This window comes from Exiguobacterium chiriqhucha RW-2, assembly GCF_000416965.1.
In the GTDB taxonomy this organism is placed as follows: Bacteria; Bacillota; Bacilli; order Exiguobacteriales; family Exiguobacteriaceae; genus Exiguobacterium; species Exiguobacterium chiriqhucha.
On sequence record NZ_ATCL01000014.1, the window covers coordinates 557,725 to 575,766 of the forward strand.

An 18,042-nucleotide genomic window follows, 5' to 3' on the forward strand; every position below is an offset into this window, starting at 1 on the left:
GATACTATGACAGAGGGTGTAGGTGTGAAACCTACGATACGACATGATGAAAGAATGAGGCGAATTGAATGGATGTAAGACGATTATTGTCCGACGTTCAAGAGCACGCGAAATGGGTACGTGCAGAACGGGAACGGATTTCACAAAAAGAACCGCTAGATGAAGGCGATGTCATTCTCATCAATGACTTGCCGTCGTTGACGAAAAAAGCACAACTCCCATATTGGGATGACCAAAAGCTTGAGACGTATAACACCGGTCTCAAACAAGAATGGGATGCGGCGACCGCGCGTTTCCCGAACGACTTACCGGAATATCCAGCATCGAACGGGAGTACTTATTATAAGAAGAAACTCATCGATGTGGCGTTCGTCGGACCGGTCGAACGGGCCGACATGTGGAATCACGTCTGTAACGTCCATACGTTCAAGACGGTCACCGAGTTTTTAGAGCTCGTCAATGCAGGTGTGAACATCGAGTTCCTCATGATTAGCCCAATCCTTCCAGGTGATGAGGCGACAAGTTTTGAACACATGGCGACACCGCGCTCACACTCGCGCCAATGGCTCGAAAAATTGATTAAGCAAGCCAACTATCGCGACATCCCGGTCGTGTTCCATACCGAGGCCGACACGAATCATTACGCGCGTTACGCATCACTCGCAGCGAAGTGTGACGTCGTCTTTACGGCCAATGAAGAGCGGGTCCAAGATTACACTGAACTGTGCAAACATGACCGTGTCTTCGTCATCAAGCCGTTCGTCAACCAATTGCGTCACAATCCGATCGGCATGACACGCGCTCGTTTGAACGATGTGCTCGTCACGAATGAGTTCCCAATGCGAAAAGCGTTCATGGAAGACGTCGACAAATTGATGGATGGCGTCTTAGAGACGGACCACCGTCTCCACGTGATTAAATCAGACCGTGACAAAAATGAGGAAGTCGGCGAAGCGTACCGTCAATATCTCGTCGCGAGTGAGACGGACATGGACCGTTTGAAAAAGTCCGTCGATTGGGTCCTTCACGTCAACGAAGTGAAGAACAGCCCGACGTATAGCGCACAGGCGATTTACGATGCGCAGGCACGCGGTAACCTCGTCTTGACGAACTATAATATCGCCGTCAACAACGATTTCCCGAACGTGTTCATCGCGACGGGCCGTCTCGACGCCAAACAGATTTTGAACATGTTCAAGACCGAGGACGAGAAGTACCGCCAGCAATTAGCGGGCGTCCGTACGATCATGGCCGGACATACGATGCATGACCGGTTCGAAGAGATGTTGTTCGCGCTCGGACTTGAGACGGAAACACTCGGGGCCCGTCCGGTTCTCGTCGTCGGCTCAGGTGTCGAGTCGCGTCTTCAAGCTATGGTCGACGACCAGACGTACGCCAACGTCCGTTTCCGGATGGCAGATGCCGTGACGGAGACCGATTTGCAGGAATCGGCGTTCGTCGCGTTCTTCGACTCGGCTTATACGTATGAAGCGTATTATTTAGAAGACTTGATTAACGCCTTTAAATATACGGACGTATCGTTCGTGACGAAAGCGGCCTACTTCGACGGCGAGACGCTCGTCTCGGGTCCGGAACACGATTACGTGACGGACGTGACCGATGTCCATCGTTGCGTGTTCATCGCGGAGCAACTGTCGCTCAAAGAAGTCGCAACACGGACGCTCAAGAGCCGGACGTTGCCGGGTTATGCCGTCGACCGGTTCGAACTCGTCAAAGGCGAGGTCGTCTTCGAACCGAACGCACCGCGCGACTACAAATTATCTGTCGTCGTGCCGGTCTATAACAACGGTCGTTACTTGTACAACAAGTGCTTCTTCAGCTTGAAGCGGAGCACGATGTTTGACGATATGGAGATTTGGCTCGTGGACGACGGTTCGACCGACAACGAGACGAGCCGTTACGTCGAGCGCTTGGCGCGCGAACATGCGAACGTCTACACGTACTCGTTCGCAGACGGCGGCAGCGGCAGTGCCTCACGCCCTCGTAACAAAGGTGTCGAGCTGGCGACGACTCCATATATCGCTTTCCTTGACCCGGACAACGAGGCGGTCAACGATGGTTATCATGAGCTGTATCAGTTGATGACGCACGAACCGGGACTCGATCTCGCCGTCGGCAGCATGTTGAAGCTGTCGAACCGCGAAGCGATGATCGAACTTGAAGGACTCGAGAAAGGCGGCATCCGCATGATTGAAGACCCGCGTGCCTACCTGCTCGAGCACAACTTCAAAGTGCAAAGCATCCAGGCGATGGTCATCCGTCGCGACTTCATCGTCGACAACGGCTTGAAACAAGTCATCGGGGCGGTCGGTCAAGATTCGCTCTTCTTCCAAGAGATGTTCTTATCGGCCGAACGTGTCGCGCTCGTCGACTTGACGATACACGACTATTACGCGGCCGTGGCGGGATCGACGGTCAACACGATCACCCGTCGCTACTTCGAGAAATGTGTGTTGCGTGAGACGGCCCGGGCGAAGGCGTTCGAGCGCGAAGGTGTGCTCGATGTCTATCGTGAGACCCGCTTCGAACGGTTCTTTGAGCTGTGGTATCTCCAGTTCATCCGCCGGTCGCGGGACGAAGACTTCTTCGGCAACGCCGATTTGTTATATGCCATCTACGAGCAGTTCAAACCGCTCGAACCGAAGAGCCCCCGCTTCAAACAGTTCATCGATCTGTATGAGAGCGGTCAAAAAAATGAATTGAAACGTCTGTATTTCGACGTATTCCGTTGAGGTGACAACATGAGTGAACAATTGAAACAAGAAAAGAACCTTCTCGAGATGCAGCTCGCTGAACAAATCGAGGAGAATAAACGACTTCAACGTGAATACCGCATCACGAGCCAACAATATCAACGTCTGTTGCATCGCTACGCCGAACTGCTCTATACGGTGGAATGGATTTCAAAAGAAGTCGATAAGGCCGATAAACGCTATCGCCAACTTAATCGTAAATATCAAAGTTTGACCCAGTCGAAAGTCGGAAAAGGATTGCTCGCAGCGCGTGCCGTCCGAAGCCGTGTCGGCAAAATCGTCAAACGGAAATGACCAGCCGGGAGCGACATGTGATGTGTCGCTTCCTTATTAGTGAAATCGAGGGGAATACCCCGCAGTTTGGAGGAAAGACATATGGGTTGGCAAACGAAAGCACGTCGGGCGGCACATCTCGGTGTTCAACGCTCGCGTCGCGTCGGGAAACGCATCATCAACAAGGCGCTCAACCGCGTGACATCTCGTCAAGCGGGACCGATCGTCCCGAATTGGTACACCGCATCGGATGCGGTCCATCTAGAAGGGGCCGACGTCGTCATCTCACGCCCGGAAGCGGTCGTCTTGACGTATCGTCCGGACGAGAAAGAAGACACGATCGACATCAAAAAAGTGTTCTCGAAATCGAATCGGACGATGCACGTCCAGTTCCGCGCGAAGGCGGCCGGGGATGTCACACCTGCCATCAAAGTGTCGCTCTATCAACGGAACAAACATTCACGTGACGTGTTCGTTTACAATCAGACGCCGACCGATATCGCCTTGCTCGCGAACGAGACGAAAGTCCGCTTCACGGTCGAGACGGAAGGAAAAGGCTCTTATAGTGTCATCGAACTGAACGTCAACGGTGTCTCGCTCTGGGACGTCGAAGGAATGGCTTATCACATGCAGGATAGCGATTTCGACTATCGTATCGATTTGACGCCGAAACAGCTCGAATTGATTTCGGCCATCAACCGTGTCGTCGATTTTGAAGATGACAAACTGTTGTTGCACGGCGTCGGTGGCCAATACGTCCACTTCGGTGTCGGCGAATCGGCCCTCCCGCATGTGAACACGAAACGCGCCATCGACTTCCCGCTCGGGGATATGGACGATGACGTCTATCGTTTCTATTTAAAAGGGACGGTGACGGGCACGGCGAACGCCTCGCTGTTCGTCGTCACGTATACGGCTGATGGACAAGATCAAATGATCGAGGTCCCGCTCGGACTGAGTGGCATCATCCGTCTGACACCGAGCCATACGACGGTCCGTTATTTCGTCCGCTTGTCTGGTCACGGTGAACTACATGGTTTGAAACTCGGCATGGTCCGCGAGAAGAGCGTCCGCCGTGAAGAGATTTTATCGCTCAAACCATCGATGTGGACGGTACCGACACCGGACACGATCAAACTAAAGCACAAACAAGACCAACTCGTCGTCAAACTGAAGACAGGGGAAGGCAACCGCCGCTATATTTCCTACGCGGAGACGAACAACAGCTTCAAGCTGTTGCCGGTCGACTTCTTGTTCGACGTCAAATCGAACAGCCGTTACCGGGTCACGCTCGACGGCGAGATGGGCGAAGGGACGAACGTCGTCCTCTATATCATCACGTACTCGACGGAAGGCCGCTTGAACATGCAGCAAGTCCAACTCGGCTCGGAGAAGATTTTCGAGTTCGAGAAAGAGGCGCGTCGTCTCCGCTTCGCGCTCCGTGTCGACGGCGACGGGGAAGCGGTCATCGACCGGATTCGCGTCACTGAAGAGATCATCAGCGACCGCACACGGAGCCCGGAATGGCTCGATGTGCGCGAGGCCCGTCTCTTCCGTGCCGTACCGCGTGAGCTACACGAATTGAAAGTCGCGGCCATCTTTGATGAGTTCACGACGGCTTCGTACCGTCCGGAATGTGACTTGATCACGTTCACACCGGATAACTGGCCGGCCGTCCTCGCCGATGAGCAACCGGACTTCTTGATGGTCGAGTCGGCGTGGAAAGGGAACGCCGGGGCGTGGGAGAAGAAGGTCGTCAAATACGGTACGAACACGTGGGAAGAGCTCGACGGCCTGCTCGAATGGTGCCGTCACAACAACATCCCGACCGTATTCTGGAACAAGGAAGACCCGATTCACTACGACCGTTTCATCGAGACGGCGAAGCGGTTCGACTACGTCTATACGACGGACGAGAACCGGGTCGAGGATTACATCCGCGACTGCGGACACGACCGTGTCGGCGCACTCCCGTTCGCCGCACAACCGAAAGAACACAACCCGATTCGTTTACCGGGGACACGTGAACCGTACGCCTCGTTCGCGGGCTCGTATTACGCGAACCGACACGAGTCACGTCGTCAAGACATGGACCGTTTGTTCGCCGCGGCGGACCGTTACGGCCTCGTCATCTATGACCGCAACTATGAGATGAACCAACGCGGCGAGACGGACCAGCTCCAATTCCCGGAACAGTTCCGTGACTCGATTCGCGGCAGTTTGAAATATAACCAGATCGCGAAAGCATACAAAGGCTTCAAAGTCATGCTGAACGTCAACTCGGTCAACGACTCACCGACGATGTTCTCGCGTCGTGTGTTCGAAGGCCTCGCCTGTGCGACGCCGGTCGTCAGCACGCGCTCCATCGGTGTCAAACAGATGCTCGGCGATTATGTCTTCCTCGATGAGGGTGACGCCATGCTCGACGAGACGTTCAAGAAGCTGTTGACCGATGACGCGTTCTATGAGGACGTCGCCATGCGCGGGATGCGTCACGTGTTGACGTATCATACGTACACGCAACGTCTCGCCCAAGTCGTCGGGGCAATCGGTATCCCATACCGTGTCGACCACGCGCGGGTGGCCATGGTCGCCATCGTCCGCTCGAAAGAGGAGATGGAGCGGGTCGTATCGATTTATGAAACGCAAGACTACACGCATACACACCTCGTCGTGTTCCTCGATAAGTTCGACGGCTATATCGACGTCTATAACGAGTACAACACCGAGACGATCTCGACGTTCATGCTCAGTTATTTGACGCAATATAACGCCTTATCTGAGATTTTGGACGGCTTCGAATGGATGGCGTTCGTGAACCGGGACGACTATTACGGCCCGTCGTACGTGTCCGACTATATCTTGGCAGCGCGTTATGCCGACGCCAACATCTTGACGAAAGGCGACCATTATACGTTTGATGGAGCGCTCGAGAAACAAGATGTGGATGCAAGCTATCGCTACGTGTTCGACGCCGTGCCGACGCGTTCGCTCGTCAAACCGGCGGCGCTCCGTTTCTACAGCATCCAAGAGGCACTCGACGTGCTGACGAACGATGCGTCGCTCCAAGAGTTGGCCCAGTCCGGCGAGCGGATCTTTAGCATCGACCCGTATCAATACGTCAAAGGCGGAGCCAATCTCTCCGACGAGATGGCCCAGGAGGTAACGTTATGACGAAAGCACCGCTTCGCGTCCTCGTCTATGGGGACGTGAACTTGAACTTGATTGACGGGTCGGCCATCTGGCTGACGTCCGTCGTCCATATGTTGAAACAAGACCCGTCGATTCACGTCGACGTCTTATTGAAACGCTCGATCGTCAAACCGGAAGTGACGGCGTCGATTCGTGAGTTGCCGAACGTCCGCTTCCTCGACGTATTTGGCGAGACGTCACCGAAGAAAGACGAACCGTACTATGAGAAGAAAGTACTCGAGCCGTCTGAAGCGGCCCAACTCATCCATGAGCTCATGATGAGCGGCTCGTACGACTTGGCCTTCATCCGTGGCTTCCAGCTCGCCTACAACTTGTCGGCGTATAAGGACACGATGGCGAAGACGTGGACGTATATCACCGACTTCACGCACGACCATACGCAGGCGTCGGACGAAGAATTGGCCCGCTTGAAGCAAATCGCCTCACGCTCGGCCCGCATGCTCTGCCAGACGTCGGCGATGAAAGATTATTTTGAGACGTTCCTCCCGACGGAGCGACCGTTCCTCATCTTGAACCCGATGATTCCGAACGTGAAAGAGGCGACGCCATCGTTCGCGAAACCGAACGACCGCCTCGTCTATACAGGCAAGTTTGCGCCGCTCTGGTATTCGAGCGAGATTTTGACGGCGTTCGCAAAACTGCGCGCCGCACATCCGACGGCCGAGCTTCATGTCGCCGGTGACAAGTTCAATCAAGACCCGAACAACCCGAACTTCCGCAAAGACGTGACACATCGACTCGGTCACGATCCAGGCGTGACATGGCTGAAAGGAATCCCGCGTCGCGACGTCGAGACGTTAATCGAGTCGAGTGCGGTCGGAGTATCTTGGCGCCATCCGGAACTCGACGCCTCGCTCGAACTGTCGACGAAGCTGCTCGAGTATGGTGCGCTCGGAAAGCCGGTGCTGCTCAACCGTAATCCGATGCATGAGCTCATCCTCGGGGCGGACTATCCGTTGTTCGTCAATTCAGAGTCAGAGTTCATCGACAAGGCGCGTCTCGCGCTCACGGACGCCACCATCTACCGTGAGGCCGCCAAGCGTCTGTATGACATGGCCCAGTATTATACGTTCACGAACACGCATGCGCGCCTCCGTGACGAGCTGTGGGCGATGAAGAAGTTGACGATTGTCTTCGCGGGCCACGACTTGAAGTTCTTGAAGCTGTTCATGCAGAAGTTCTCGGAGAACCCGCGCTTCAACGTGCTCGTCGACCAATGGGACGGCCATAAGATTCACAACGTCAATCACAGTAAGGCGTGCCTCGAGCAGGCCGATATCATCTTCTGTGAATGGGGACTCGGCAACGCCGTCTGGTACTCGGAGCACAAGTTGCCGCACCAGAAGCTGATCGTGCGGATTCACCGTCAAGAGAAAGAGACACCGTTCCCACGTCAATACAACTTGCATAACATCGACAAAATCATCCTCGTCTCGCCGTATATGCTCGAAGAGATGTACCGTCTGTTCCGCATTCCGCGCCACAAGATGACGATGATTTATAACGCCGTCGACGGGAAACGTTTGGCTCAGCCGAAAGTGAAACAAGATTTGACGTTCCACCTCGGTATGATCGGCGTCAACCCGAAACTGAAGCGACTCGATTTGGCGCTCGATTTGCTCGAGCAGCTGTTGCAACAAGATCGTCGCTATAAACTCTTCATTAAAGGACATCATCCGAACGAGATTTATTGGATCAATAAACGGGAAGATGAAAGAGCGTATTACGATAAGTTGCTCGCCCGACTTGAAGAGCCGCAGTTTCAAACGAGCGTCCAGTTCGACGGACACGGCGATGATGTCGCTGAATGGCTACAAAAGATTGGCTTCGTCCTCTCGATGAGCGATCTCGAGAGCTTCCATTTGGCACCTGCCGAAGCGATGACGTCGGGCACGTATCCGCTCATCCGTCACTGGACGGGGAGCGAGACGATTTATCCGGACGCGTTATTATTGGAAGATGTGTCCGACGCCGTCGGCATCATCCGTTCGTACGCCGACGATTCTGATCGTCTGCTCGAAGCGGCAAAACCGCTTCAAACCTATGCATTTGAGCACTTCGCGGTCGAAACACTTGCTAAAAAGCTGGAACAGCTTATACTAGAGGCGTTGTCCGAAACGGAAAAACATTGATTTGTCATTAAAATGTAATTGCCCGGCTGATTTGTTCAAGAGTATAATGAGTATTGTTTTATTGTCGAAACTGAAATAAAATGATGGACATGCTCGCATCGAGAAATCGCAGGGCACACACACACTTGGAGGTTACTACAAATGAAAGTATGTACAGTAGGTCTTGGGTATATTGGTTTGCCGACATCGGCAGTCTTCGCTAAATACGGCGTCGACGTCGTTGGGGTAGACATCTCTCAAAACGTCGTAGATAAATTGAACCGTGGTGAAATCCACATTGAAGAGCCAGGTCTCGGCGAAGTCGTCGCAGACGTCGTCGCGCAAGGCAAGTTCCGTGCGTCACTCTCACCGGAGAAAGCGGACGCATTCATCATCGCTGTCCCGACACCAAATAATGATGACGAGCACAAGTCGTGCGACCTCACATACGTCTTGGACGCGACACGTAAAGTCCTTCCATTCGTCGAGAAAGGCAACGTCATCATCGTCGAGTCGACGATCGCGCCACGTACGATGGACGATTTCGTCAAGCCACTCGTCGAAGAAGCTGGATTCGTCGTCGGCGAAGACATCTTCCTCGTTCACTGCCCAGAGCGTGTCCTTCCTGGACAAATCTTGCATGAGCTCGTGCACAACAACCGCATCGTCGGCGGCATCACGCCTGCTTGTGCGGAAGCTGGCGCACGCGTCTACGGCACATTCGTCGAAGGCGAAATCGTCAAGACGGACGCGAAGACGGCTGAAATGTCTAAACTCATGGAGAACACGTTCCGTGACGTCAACATCGCCCTCGCGAACGAACTCGCTAAAGTTTGTAACGACCTCGATATCAACGTCCTCGACGTCATCGAAATGGCCAACAAACACCCGCGCGTCAACTTGCATAGCCCAGGTCCTGGCGTCGGTGGTCACTGCCTCGCGGTCGACCCATACTTCATCGTCGCGAAGTCACCTGACCTCGCTCAAATCATCAACTTGTCGCGTGAGACGAACGTCTCCATGCCAGCCTACGTGGCCGACAACGTCGAGAAGCTCGTTGCGGGCATCGAAGACGCGAAAGTCGCTGTCTTCGGCGTGACGTACAAAGGAAACGTCGACGACATGCGTGAAAGCCCAGCTGTCGACATCTGTGAGCTCTTGCTCGACCGTGGCGTGAACATCTCGGTTCATGACGGTCACGTCGAGAAGTCGACATCGAGCCGTTTCGACCTCGTCTCGAAAGAAGAAGCGATCGCAGGCGCGGACCTCGTCCTCGTCCTCGTCGACCACAACGAGTTCAAGACACTCGATTTCGCTGAACTCAGCGGAGCGATGCGTCGTCCGATGATCTTTGATACGCGCAACATCGTGAAGCCAGCTGGCGAAGATGTGGCAGTCGTTAACTACGGCAACTTGTACAAATTTACAAAGGAAACGAATCTCGTACGTTGATTCAAGGTGAATTCACATGTTTAAATCCGCGAAAGCTATTCTTTCAGAACTGCAGTCGAGTAAGTATCTGATCATGCGTCTCGCGACGTATGAGACGAAGAGCAACTATTCAATGCAGTACCTCGGATTTTTATGGGAATTCGTCACGCCATTGCTGCAAATCGCAGTCTATTGGTTTGTATTTGGATTTGGTATTCGAAGCGGCAGGCCGATTGATGGCGTGCCGTTTCTGCCATGGCTCGTTGCAGGGATTGTCGTCTGGTTCTTTATTGCCGCGGCAATCACTTCTACGGCTCGGTCTGTCTATTCGAAGATTGGGTTAGTTTCCAAGATGAGCTTTCCAATCTCAACGATTCCTGCTTACGTCCTGTTATCGTTGTTTTATCGCCATGCCATTTTAGTGGCGGTATCCTACGTGTTAATGTGGGCGTTCGGCTATCCGATGGGGCTCCATTCGCTTTGGTTCATATACTTGGCGATCAGTGCTCTTGCCTTACTTTACTCGCTAGCGTTAATCACGTCCGCACTGACGACCATCGTGCGCGACTTACAAAACTTACTGCAATCGCTCATGCGAATGCTCATGTACTTGACGCCGATTTTTTGGGTTCCGACCGGCCGTCTCGCAGAGGTTCTTCAAATCAACCCGTTGTACTATTTGATTGAAGGGTATCGTTCGATGTTCCTCGGGACCGATTGGCTCGCGAACAACTGGGCGTATGGTCTCTACTATTGGGCGATCGTGCTCGTCCTCTTCTTTGTCGGTTCGATGATCCATATGCGCTTCCGTCGATATTTCATCGATTACATTTGAGGAGGCTATCATGTACCAAGTTAAATTTGAGAACGTGTCAAAACGTTATACGTTATACAACAAGCCGACCGACAAATTGAAGGAGATTTTCCTCAATAAAACGAACGGTAAGCAATTCTACGCACTCCGGAACGTCACGTTTGAAGTGCCGCCGGGCGAAGTCGTCGGCATCATCGGCATCAACGGGTCAGGGAAATCGACGATGTCGAACCTGCTCGCGGATGTCATGCCGCCAACCCATGGTCAAATCGAGCTGAAAGGCAAGACGGCGCTCATCGCGATTTCGTCTGGCCTGAACGGGAACTTGACCGGGATGGAGAATATCGAATTAAAAGGGCTCATGCTTGGGATGACGAAACATGAGATTGCCGAGTTGACGCCAGAAATCATTGATTTCGCCGATATCGGTGACTTCATTCATCAACCCGTCAAGACGTATTCGAGCGGGATGAAATCACGCCTCGGATTTGCGATTTCAATCAACATCGATCCGGACATCCTCGTCATCGATGAGGCGCTCTCGGTCGGGGACCAAACGTTCACCGACAAGTGTCTCGCCAAGATGAACGAGTTCAAGGATCAAGGTAAGACGATTTTCTTCATCAGCCACTCCGTGTCTCAAGTCCGACAGTTCTGTACGCTCGGACTTTGGCTCGAGTTCGGTGAGGTCCGTGAGTACGGACCGGTCGAAGAAGTCGCGCGTGAATATAACAAGTTTTTAAAATGGTTCCGTAACTTATCAAAAGATCAGCAAGACGCGTTCAAAGCGGATAAGTTGAAACGCCGGACAACCGTTGTCGAATCTACAGAGCTCGGCGAGACGTATATCTTGCCGCCGCTCACAGAAGAGGAGTTAGCGAATCGATGAAAAAAGTAATGACTGTCTTCGGGACACGCCCAGAAGCGATTAAAATGGCACCACTCGTTCTTGAGTTAAAGAAACGTGAAGGGGTCGAACCAATCGTCGTCGTCACGGCGCAGCACCGTCAAATGCTTGACCAAGTGCTCGAGTTGTTCGAAATCAAGCCAGACTACGATTTAGATATCATGAAAGACAAGCAAACGTTGTATGACGTGACGTCACGCGTCCTCAAAGGAATGGGAGAAGTCATCGCTGAAACGAAGCCGGACATCGTCCTCGTCCATGGTGACACGACGACGACGTTCGCGGCCTCGCTCGCGGCGTTCTACAACCAAACTGCGGTCGGGCACGTCGAAGCCGGTCTTCGCACGTACAACAAGTACTCGCCGTTCCCAGAAGAGATGAACCGTCAGCTCACAGGCGTCATGGCCGACCTTCACTTCGCACCGACGGAAACGTCGAAAGAGAACTTGCTTCGTGAAGGCAAGCCGGAAGACAAGATCTTCGTCACGGGCAACACGGCAATCGACGCACTCAAAACGACGGTCCGCGAGGACTACTCGAACGAGTTGCTCGATTCAATCCGTGAATCGGGACGCCGTCTCGTCTTGCTCACGGCCCATCGCCGCGAGAACCTCGGCGAGCCGATGCGCAACATGTTCCGCGCTGTGCGCCGTTTGATTGAGAAGTACGACGATATCGAAGTCGTCTATCCGGTCCACATGAACCCGGTCGTTCGTGAACTCGCTAACGAGATTTTGCACGATATCGACCGTGTCCACTTGATTGAACCGCTCGACGTCTTCGACTTCCACAACTATGCATCGATTTCGCACTTGATCCTCACGGATTCGGGCGGCGTGCAAGAAGAAGCACCGTCACTCGGTGTTCCAGTCCTCGTCCTTCGTGACACGACGGAACGTCCGGAAGGCGTGGCCGCTGGCACATTGAAACTCGCTGGTGTCGAGGAAGAAGTCATCTTCGGCCTCGCCGATGAGCTTCTTTCTGACGCAACGGCTTACGAGAAGATGTCGAAAGCCTCGAACCCATACGGTGACGGGGAAGCGTCACGTCGCATCGTCGACGCCATTTTGGCAACAGACTTCTAATAATTTAATGTAAAAGAATAAGAGTTGTCTCGTACATGTGTACGGCAACTCTTTTCTTATAAAACGGAGGAAACGATATGGCAGTCAAACGAATTCGCCCTGCGATTTATCATTATTATCCGCGCGGTTACCAAAAGGATCACTTACGGATGCGCGAAGAAGGGTATAAGACAGAGGTTACGTTCATGCCGGAGAGTGAGTCCGACTCGATTTACGTGCAACTGTTCGATTTGAAATTCGAGATTCCGCCGTCGCAAATGTTTTTGCCGGACGCGCAGATGGACCCTTGCCAAACGATTGGCCTCGATACGCATATTCACGTGCTCAGTGACAAGACCGTGAAGCTCGAGATGTATTTCATGCAGTATACGAAGAAAGAACGCGTCTCGAATAAACGCTTCAAGTTGACGCTCAACCCGGGCGACAACCACATCGAGGAGTCGATTCCTCAAGTCGAAGGGGCAGAGTACTTCAAACTCTCTTACAAATATGTGATTGAGACGACGGAGCCTCAGACGATTCGACTCGATGATCTATACCTCTCGTTTGAGGAGTAATCTTGTAGGAAGGGACTAACTGATATGCTATTTAGTTCAACCGTCTTTTTATTTTATTTCTTGCCGATTGTACTCGGCCTGTACTTTATCTCACCGCGTCCCATCAAAAACACGATTTTGCTTGTCGCGAGTCTGTTTTTCTACGCCTGGGGTGAACCGCGATTTGTATTGATTATGCTCGCGTCGATTGCGATGAACTATGTCTTCGGGCTGCTCGTCGACCGCGACCGTCATCATGAAAAGAAAATCAAACTTTGGATGACTCTCATGGTGTTTGGAAACCTTGTAATGCTTGGGGTATTCAAATATACGAGTTTCTTTATCGAAAACGTTAACAGCGTGTTCGGTTTCTCGTTGAACGACCCAGAAATCCCACTCCCGCTCGGTATCTCGTTCTTCACGTTCCAAGCGATGAGTTACGTCATCGACGTGTATCGCAAGGACGGGCAAGTCCAACGCAACATCTTTGACTTGGCCTTGTATGTCTCGTTCTTCCCACAATTGATTGCCGGACCGATTGTTCGCTATCAAACGGTCGCCGATGAGATTGTCGACCGCCGCGAGACGATTGATGACTTCGTGTCTGGGATTCAGCGCTTCGTCATCGGTCTCGGGAAGAAAATGATTTTAGCGAACAGCGCCGGCTACGTAGCTGACCAGATTTTTGGCATGCCGGCCGGAGAGATGTCGACGACACTCGCCTGGATTGGGATTATCGCCTATTCGCTTCAAATCTACTTCGATTTCTCAGGATATTCAGATATGGCCATTGGGCTAGGGCGTATGTTCGGGTTCCACTTCTTAGAGAACTTTAACTACCCGTATATCTCTCGTTCGGTTTCGGAGTTTTGGCGCAGATGGCATATGTCACTCGGTAGCTGGTTCCGTGACTACGTCTATATTCCCCTCGGCGGAAATCGTCAAGGTGAATGGAAGACGTACCGCAACTTGGCTGTCGTCTGGTTCTTGACCGGGATTTGGCACGGGGCGAGCTGGACGTTTATCGCCTGGGGTGTATACTATGGGGTATTCATCATGCTCGAACGTGCCTTCCTCGGGAAATGGTTGAAGGCGATGCCGTCATGGCTGTCGCTCTCATTCACGCTGTTCGTCGTCATCATCGGTTGGGTCTTCTTCCGAGCTGACGATTTCCCGTATGCGATCGCTTACTTGCAGACGATGTTCGGCCTTCATGGCGGACCGTTGTTTGACCAGCAAGCGCTCTATTACTTGGTCCAATATGGTGTCGTGCTCTTGGTCGCCATCATTGCGGCCACGCCGATTCCACGGATTGTCGTCGGGAAGTTCTTGAGTCAAGAACTCGATGACACGAAAACGATGTCGACCCGCCGAATCGTCGGGCTCGTCCGGGTGAGCGGTGTGCTCGTGCTCTTCTTCTTGTCGATTTCGTATATCGTGTCGAGCACGTTCAATCCGTTCATCTACTTCCGCTTCTAAAGAGAAAGGAGCAATATGATGCAGAAGCCATTAGATTCTAGAAAACCTAGCCCGCGGCCGATTGAGCAAAAGCCGAAAGGGCTCGAGCAATCCTGGTTCGCCGATTTTCTGTTGCTCGGTGTCTTTTTAGGAGTGATTTTCCTCGGATTGGCCACGTATTGGTTCGGTCAAGATCGGGAAGTGTCGGTTCTAGAAGGGCGTCAGCTCGCGCAACAACCGGAAGCCTCGGTTAGTGCCGTGCGGGATGGTTCTTATATGGAGGAGTTCGAAAGCTACACGAGCGACCAAGTGTTCCAACGTGACCGTTGGATGGGTCTGCAGGCGGGCTTCCAAAAGAACGTCTTCCAACAAAAAATCAATAACGGGGTGCTCGCCCTCGACAATGGCGTGCTCATCGGTCCGGATGAGCCTGTCCGCGGGTTCGATAACATGAAGCGTCTGTTCCCTGAGTTCGGAGCCACGATGCAAGAACAGGATGTCCCGGTCTACTTCGCGTCCGCACCGAGTAAGCCGGTCCATGCGGCGCAAAATGAGATGATTCCGGACTACGTCATCAGTGGCGACTTAGACAGCCGTGGCAATCTTCATGACGCGGTCGAAGGAGCCGACTTTGAGCTCATCGACCTCGGAGATACACTCTTTGAGCGGCCGATGGAAGACATCTATTTCTATAACGACCACCACTGGAACGTCCAAGGGGCATTCCTCGGGTATCAGCAAATCATCGAACGGCTCCAACAAGATTATGAGGACGTCCCGAAATTAGAGGCGTCCGATATGGAAACGTTCAAAATCGATCAGCCTTACTACGGCTCCTACGCTCGAGAGATATCCCTCCCGTATGTCGAGAAGCTCGACTACTTGGAGTGGATGGAACCGAAAGACGGTTTCACGACCGAGGTATGCCGGAACGGGGATGATTGTGGTCACTCGGTCATCGCCCGCGAGGAAGCGGAAGAGACGAACCGATTCGCTGATTTCTATAAAGTGTTCATGAAAGACAACTATGGACAGTTGCGCATCGAGCAGAAAGATCCGATCAACGACTTGCACGTGCTCGTCTTGAAGGATTCGTACGCCAACCCGGTGCTTGGCTTCCTGGGGGAGTCGTTCGGGACGGTATCGGCGATTGACGTCCGCTACGCGGAAGGAAAAGTCGATATCACGGACTACGTCGAAGAGAACGATGTCGACCTCGTCTTGTTCATGCATAACGATCGTATCTCCGGGATGTCTGGGGATTATGAAGATAGCTTTTAACAAACTGCCAATCATCCACGTGATGATTGGCTTTTTTTGATGTGAAGTCGCTATACTAACAAGTAGGCAGGTGAGAGAGATGAAACGACGAACCGCCGACGGGACGTATCGGTACGTCCTCGTCCTCGGCGCCAAAGTGAATGGCATCCGACCATCGAGCGCCTTGCGCTATCGGATTGAGGCGGCCGCTGCCTATGCCAAACGGTATCCGCACGTCGAACTGATTGCTTCCGGCGGACAAGGTCCCGATGAAGGGATGGCCGAAGCAGACGTCATTGCCCGGGAATTAATGGCCCGAGGGATTGACGAGACGCGAATCCATATCGAGGCGGAGTCGACGTCGACGGTGGAAAACTTTCAGTTGAGCCGTTCGATTTGGGACGGCGAGCCCGGCCTGACGATTGTCACGAACGACTTTCACGTCAAACGGGCCCGGCTCGTCGGAAGGCTGTACTTTGGGCTCTCGACTGACGCGCTGTACGCGAAGACGCCGCCGGCCACGAAACTGAAATACGTCGTCCGCGAACAACTGGCGTACGTGAAACTGTTCATCAACTATATACGCTGGAAATGGCGGCCATGACAAAAGGGACTTCATCGTGAAGTCCCTTTTCGTGTTATAACGTACCGATAATCATCCCACCGATGACGCCGACGATGACGAGCGCCCACGGTGGCATCTTCCAATACGCAATCATGGCGAACAAGAAGGCGGCGAAGACGAAATCGACCGCACCGTTGACGGTACTCGTGAAAATCGGCTGATAAAAGGCAGCGATCAAAATCCCGACGACGGCTGCATTGACCCCGATGAGCGCGCCCGCGACTTTCGGGTTGCGACGGAGCGCATCCCAAAACGGCAAGGCACCGAGAATCAACAAGAACGCCGGCAAGAAGATGGCGAGCGTCGCGAGTAGTCCGCCCGGCACACCATTGATGACCGTACCGAGGTAAGACGCGAACGTGAAGAGCGGTCCTGGTACAGCTTGGGCAGCCCCGTAACCAGCGAGGAACGCCTCTTCGCTCAAGAAACCGGTCGGTACGAGCTCACGCTCGAGGAGCGGCAAGACGACGTGTCCGCCGCCGAAGACGAGCGCCCCGGCCCGGTAGAAGCTATCGAACAGAGCAATCGATTGACTTTCAATCGTCTCACGCAAAATCGGCAAGATGACGAGCAACGCACCGAATAGACCGAGCAGCGTCGCCCCGAGACGTTTCGAGAGCGGGAACGAAGCCGATTTGACGTCCAAGTTGTTCGGTTTGAAGAGCAAGAATCCGGCCAGACCGGCGAGCAAGATGACGAGTACCTGGCTGTAGGCGGTTTGCCATAACAATACGCCGGCGAGCGCAAAGAATGCGATCGTGCGAGTCTTCGCATCCGGTGTCAGTTTGCCGGCCATGCCGAGAATGGCGTGGGCGACGATGGCGACTGCGACGACTTTCAAGCCATAGAGCCAGCCTGCATCCGAGACGTCGAGTCCCGAGACAAGTAACGCGAATAAGATGAGGGCGATGACGGACGGTGACGTGAACCCGATGAACGACGTAATCCCGCCGAGAATTCCGCCTCGGACGATGCCGATGCCGATGCCGACCTGACTACTGGCCGGGCCAGGCAAGAACTGACAGAGGGCGACGAGGTCGGCGTAGGCACGCTCGTCCATCCATTTACGACGACGCACATATTCCTCGTGGAAATAACCGAGGTGGGCGACAGGTCCGCCGAACGAGGTCAAGCCGAGCCGGGTCGAGACGAATAAAATCTCCAGTAACGTCTTGAACGTTACACGTTGGTTAGACATGTGATTCACTCCTTAATCTCTTTAAATAGTTCATACGCTTTTTGACGGGCTTCCGCCAAGACGACGAGACCTTTTTCGGTCGTCGTATAGTTCTTCCGGATATGGCCTCCGACGAGCTCATTCGTCCGGACGAGCAGGCCATCCTGCTCCATCGTGTGTAAAATCGGGTAGAGCGTGCCGGCACTGATTGAGTAGCCGTGCTCCCGAAGTTCTTCGACCATCCACGCGCCATATACCGGATGTTCGGCAGCATGATGCAAGATGTGAATATGAATAAAGCCGAGGAACAGTTTGCGAAGGACGCGGTCTTCCACGTACATCATCTCCTTGAAATCGATTTTCGATATCGAATGTCGA

Annotated in this window: 13 protein-coding genes and 1 pseudogene; 12 read left to right on the top strand and 2 right to left on the bottom strand. The window is 53.2% G+C overall.

Going from position 1 to position 18,042, the window contains the following annotated elements; translation table 11 throughout:
- Positions 1-68: 68 nt before the first annotated feature.
- The 12 genes and pseudogenes from M467_RS22475 (at position 69) to M467_RS22530 (ending at position 16,466) form a co-directional block, all read left to right on the top strand.
- Positions 69-2,753 (top strand): glycosyltransferase, encoded by a 2,685-nt coding sequence (locus tag M467_RS22475; RefSeq protein WP_021066428.1) that lies wholly within the window; start codon positions 69-71, stop codon positions 2,751-2,753.
- 9 nt (positions 2,754-2,762) lie between these two features.
- The gene (locus M467_RS22480; RefSeq protein WP_021066429.1) at positions 2,763-3,068 is read left to right on the top strand and encodes a hypothetical protein; all 306 of its coding nucleotides are present in this window, start codon (positions 2,763-2,765) and stop codon (positions 3,066-3,068) included.
- An 81-nt stretch (positions 3,069-3,149) separates the two neighbouring features.
- The gene (locus M467_RS22485; RefSeq protein ID WP_021066430.1) at positions 3,150-6,221 is read left to right on the top strand and encodes a CgeB family protein; all 3,072 of its coding nucleotides are present in this window, start codon (positions 3,150-3,152) and stop codon (positions 6,219-6,221) included.
- Positions 6,218-8,392, top strand: coding sequence for a glycosyltransferase (locus M467_RS22490; RefSeq protein ID WP_021066431.1), 2,175 nt, complete (start codon positions 6,218-6,220; stop codon positions 8,390-8,392). The genes M467_RS22485 and M467_RS22490 overlap by 4 nt, the downstream gene beginning before the upstream one ends.
- 141 nt (positions 8,393-8,533) lie before the next feature.
- The gene (locus tag M467_RS22495; protein ID WP_021066432.1) at positions 8,534-9,823 is read left to right on the top strand and encodes a nucleotide sugar dehydrogenase; all 1,290 of its coding nucleotides are present in this window, start codon (positions 8,534-8,536) and stop codon (positions 9,821-9,823) included.
- A 16-nt stretch (positions 9,824-9,839) separates the two neighbouring features.
- Positions 9,840-10,637: an ABC transporter permease gene (locus tag M467_RS22500; protein ID WP_021066433.1), complete on the top strand. Its 798-nt coding sequence runs from the start codon at positions 9,840-9,842 to the stop codon at positions 10,635-10,637.
- Positions 10,638-10,644: 7 nt separating this feature from the next.
- Positions 10,645-11,421, top strand: a pseudogene (gene tagH, locus M467_RS22505) (teichoic acids export ABC transporter ATP-binding subunit TagH); the annotation flags it as partial.
- 80 nt (positions 11,422-11,501) lie between these two features.
- Positions 11,502-12,608: a non-hydrolyzing UDP-N-acetylglucosamine 2-epimerase gene (gene wecB, locus M467_RS22510; protein ID WP_021066435.1), complete on the top strand. Its 1,107-nt coding sequence runs from the start codon at positions 11,502-11,504 to the stop codon at positions 12,606-12,608.
- Positions 12,609-12,685: 77 nt separating this feature from the next.
- Positions 12,686-13,165 (top strand): hypothetical protein, encoded by a 480-nt coding sequence (locus M467_RS22515; protein ID WP_021066436.1) that lies wholly within the window; start codon positions 12,686-12,688, stop codon positions 13,163-13,165.
- A gap of 24 nt (positions 13,166-13,189) precedes the next feature.
- Positions 13,190-14,623 (top strand): MBOAT family O-acyltransferase, encoded by a 1,434-nt coding sequence (locus M467_RS22520; protein WP_021066437.1) that lies wholly within the window; start codon positions 13,190-13,192, stop codon positions 14,621-14,623.
- A gap of 18 nt (positions 14,624-14,641) precedes the next feature.
- Entirely contained in the window at positions 14,642-15,883 is a 1,242-nt protein-coding gene (locus M467_RS22525) for a DHHW family protein (RefSeq protein WP_021066438.1), read from the top strand.
- 79 nt (positions 15,884-15,962) lie between these two features.
- Positions 15,963-16,466 (top strand): YdcF family protein, encoded by a 504-nt coding sequence (locus tag M467_RS22530; protein WP_021066439.1) that lies wholly within the window; start codon positions 15,963-15,965, stop codon positions 16,464-16,466.
- A 34-nt stretch (positions 16,467-16,500) separates the two neighbouring features.
- Here the strand turns inward: M467_RS22530 and chrA are convergent, their stop codons facing one another.
- Positions 16,501-17,685 carry a chromate efflux transporter gene (gene chrA / locus M467_RS22535; protein WP_021066440.1) on the bottom strand — a complete coding sequence of 395 codons (1,185 nt, stop codon included), beginning with the start codon at positions 17,683-17,685 and terminating at the stop codon, positions 16,501-16,503.
- A gap of 5 nt (positions 17,686-17,690) precedes the next feature.
- Positions 17,691-17,999 (bottom strand): PadR family transcriptional regulator, encoded by a 309-nt coding sequence (locus M467_RS22540; protein WP_021066441.1) that lies wholly within the window; start codon positions 17,997-17,999, stop codon positions 17,691-17,693.
- Positions 18,000-18,042 lie beyond the last annotated feature (43 nt).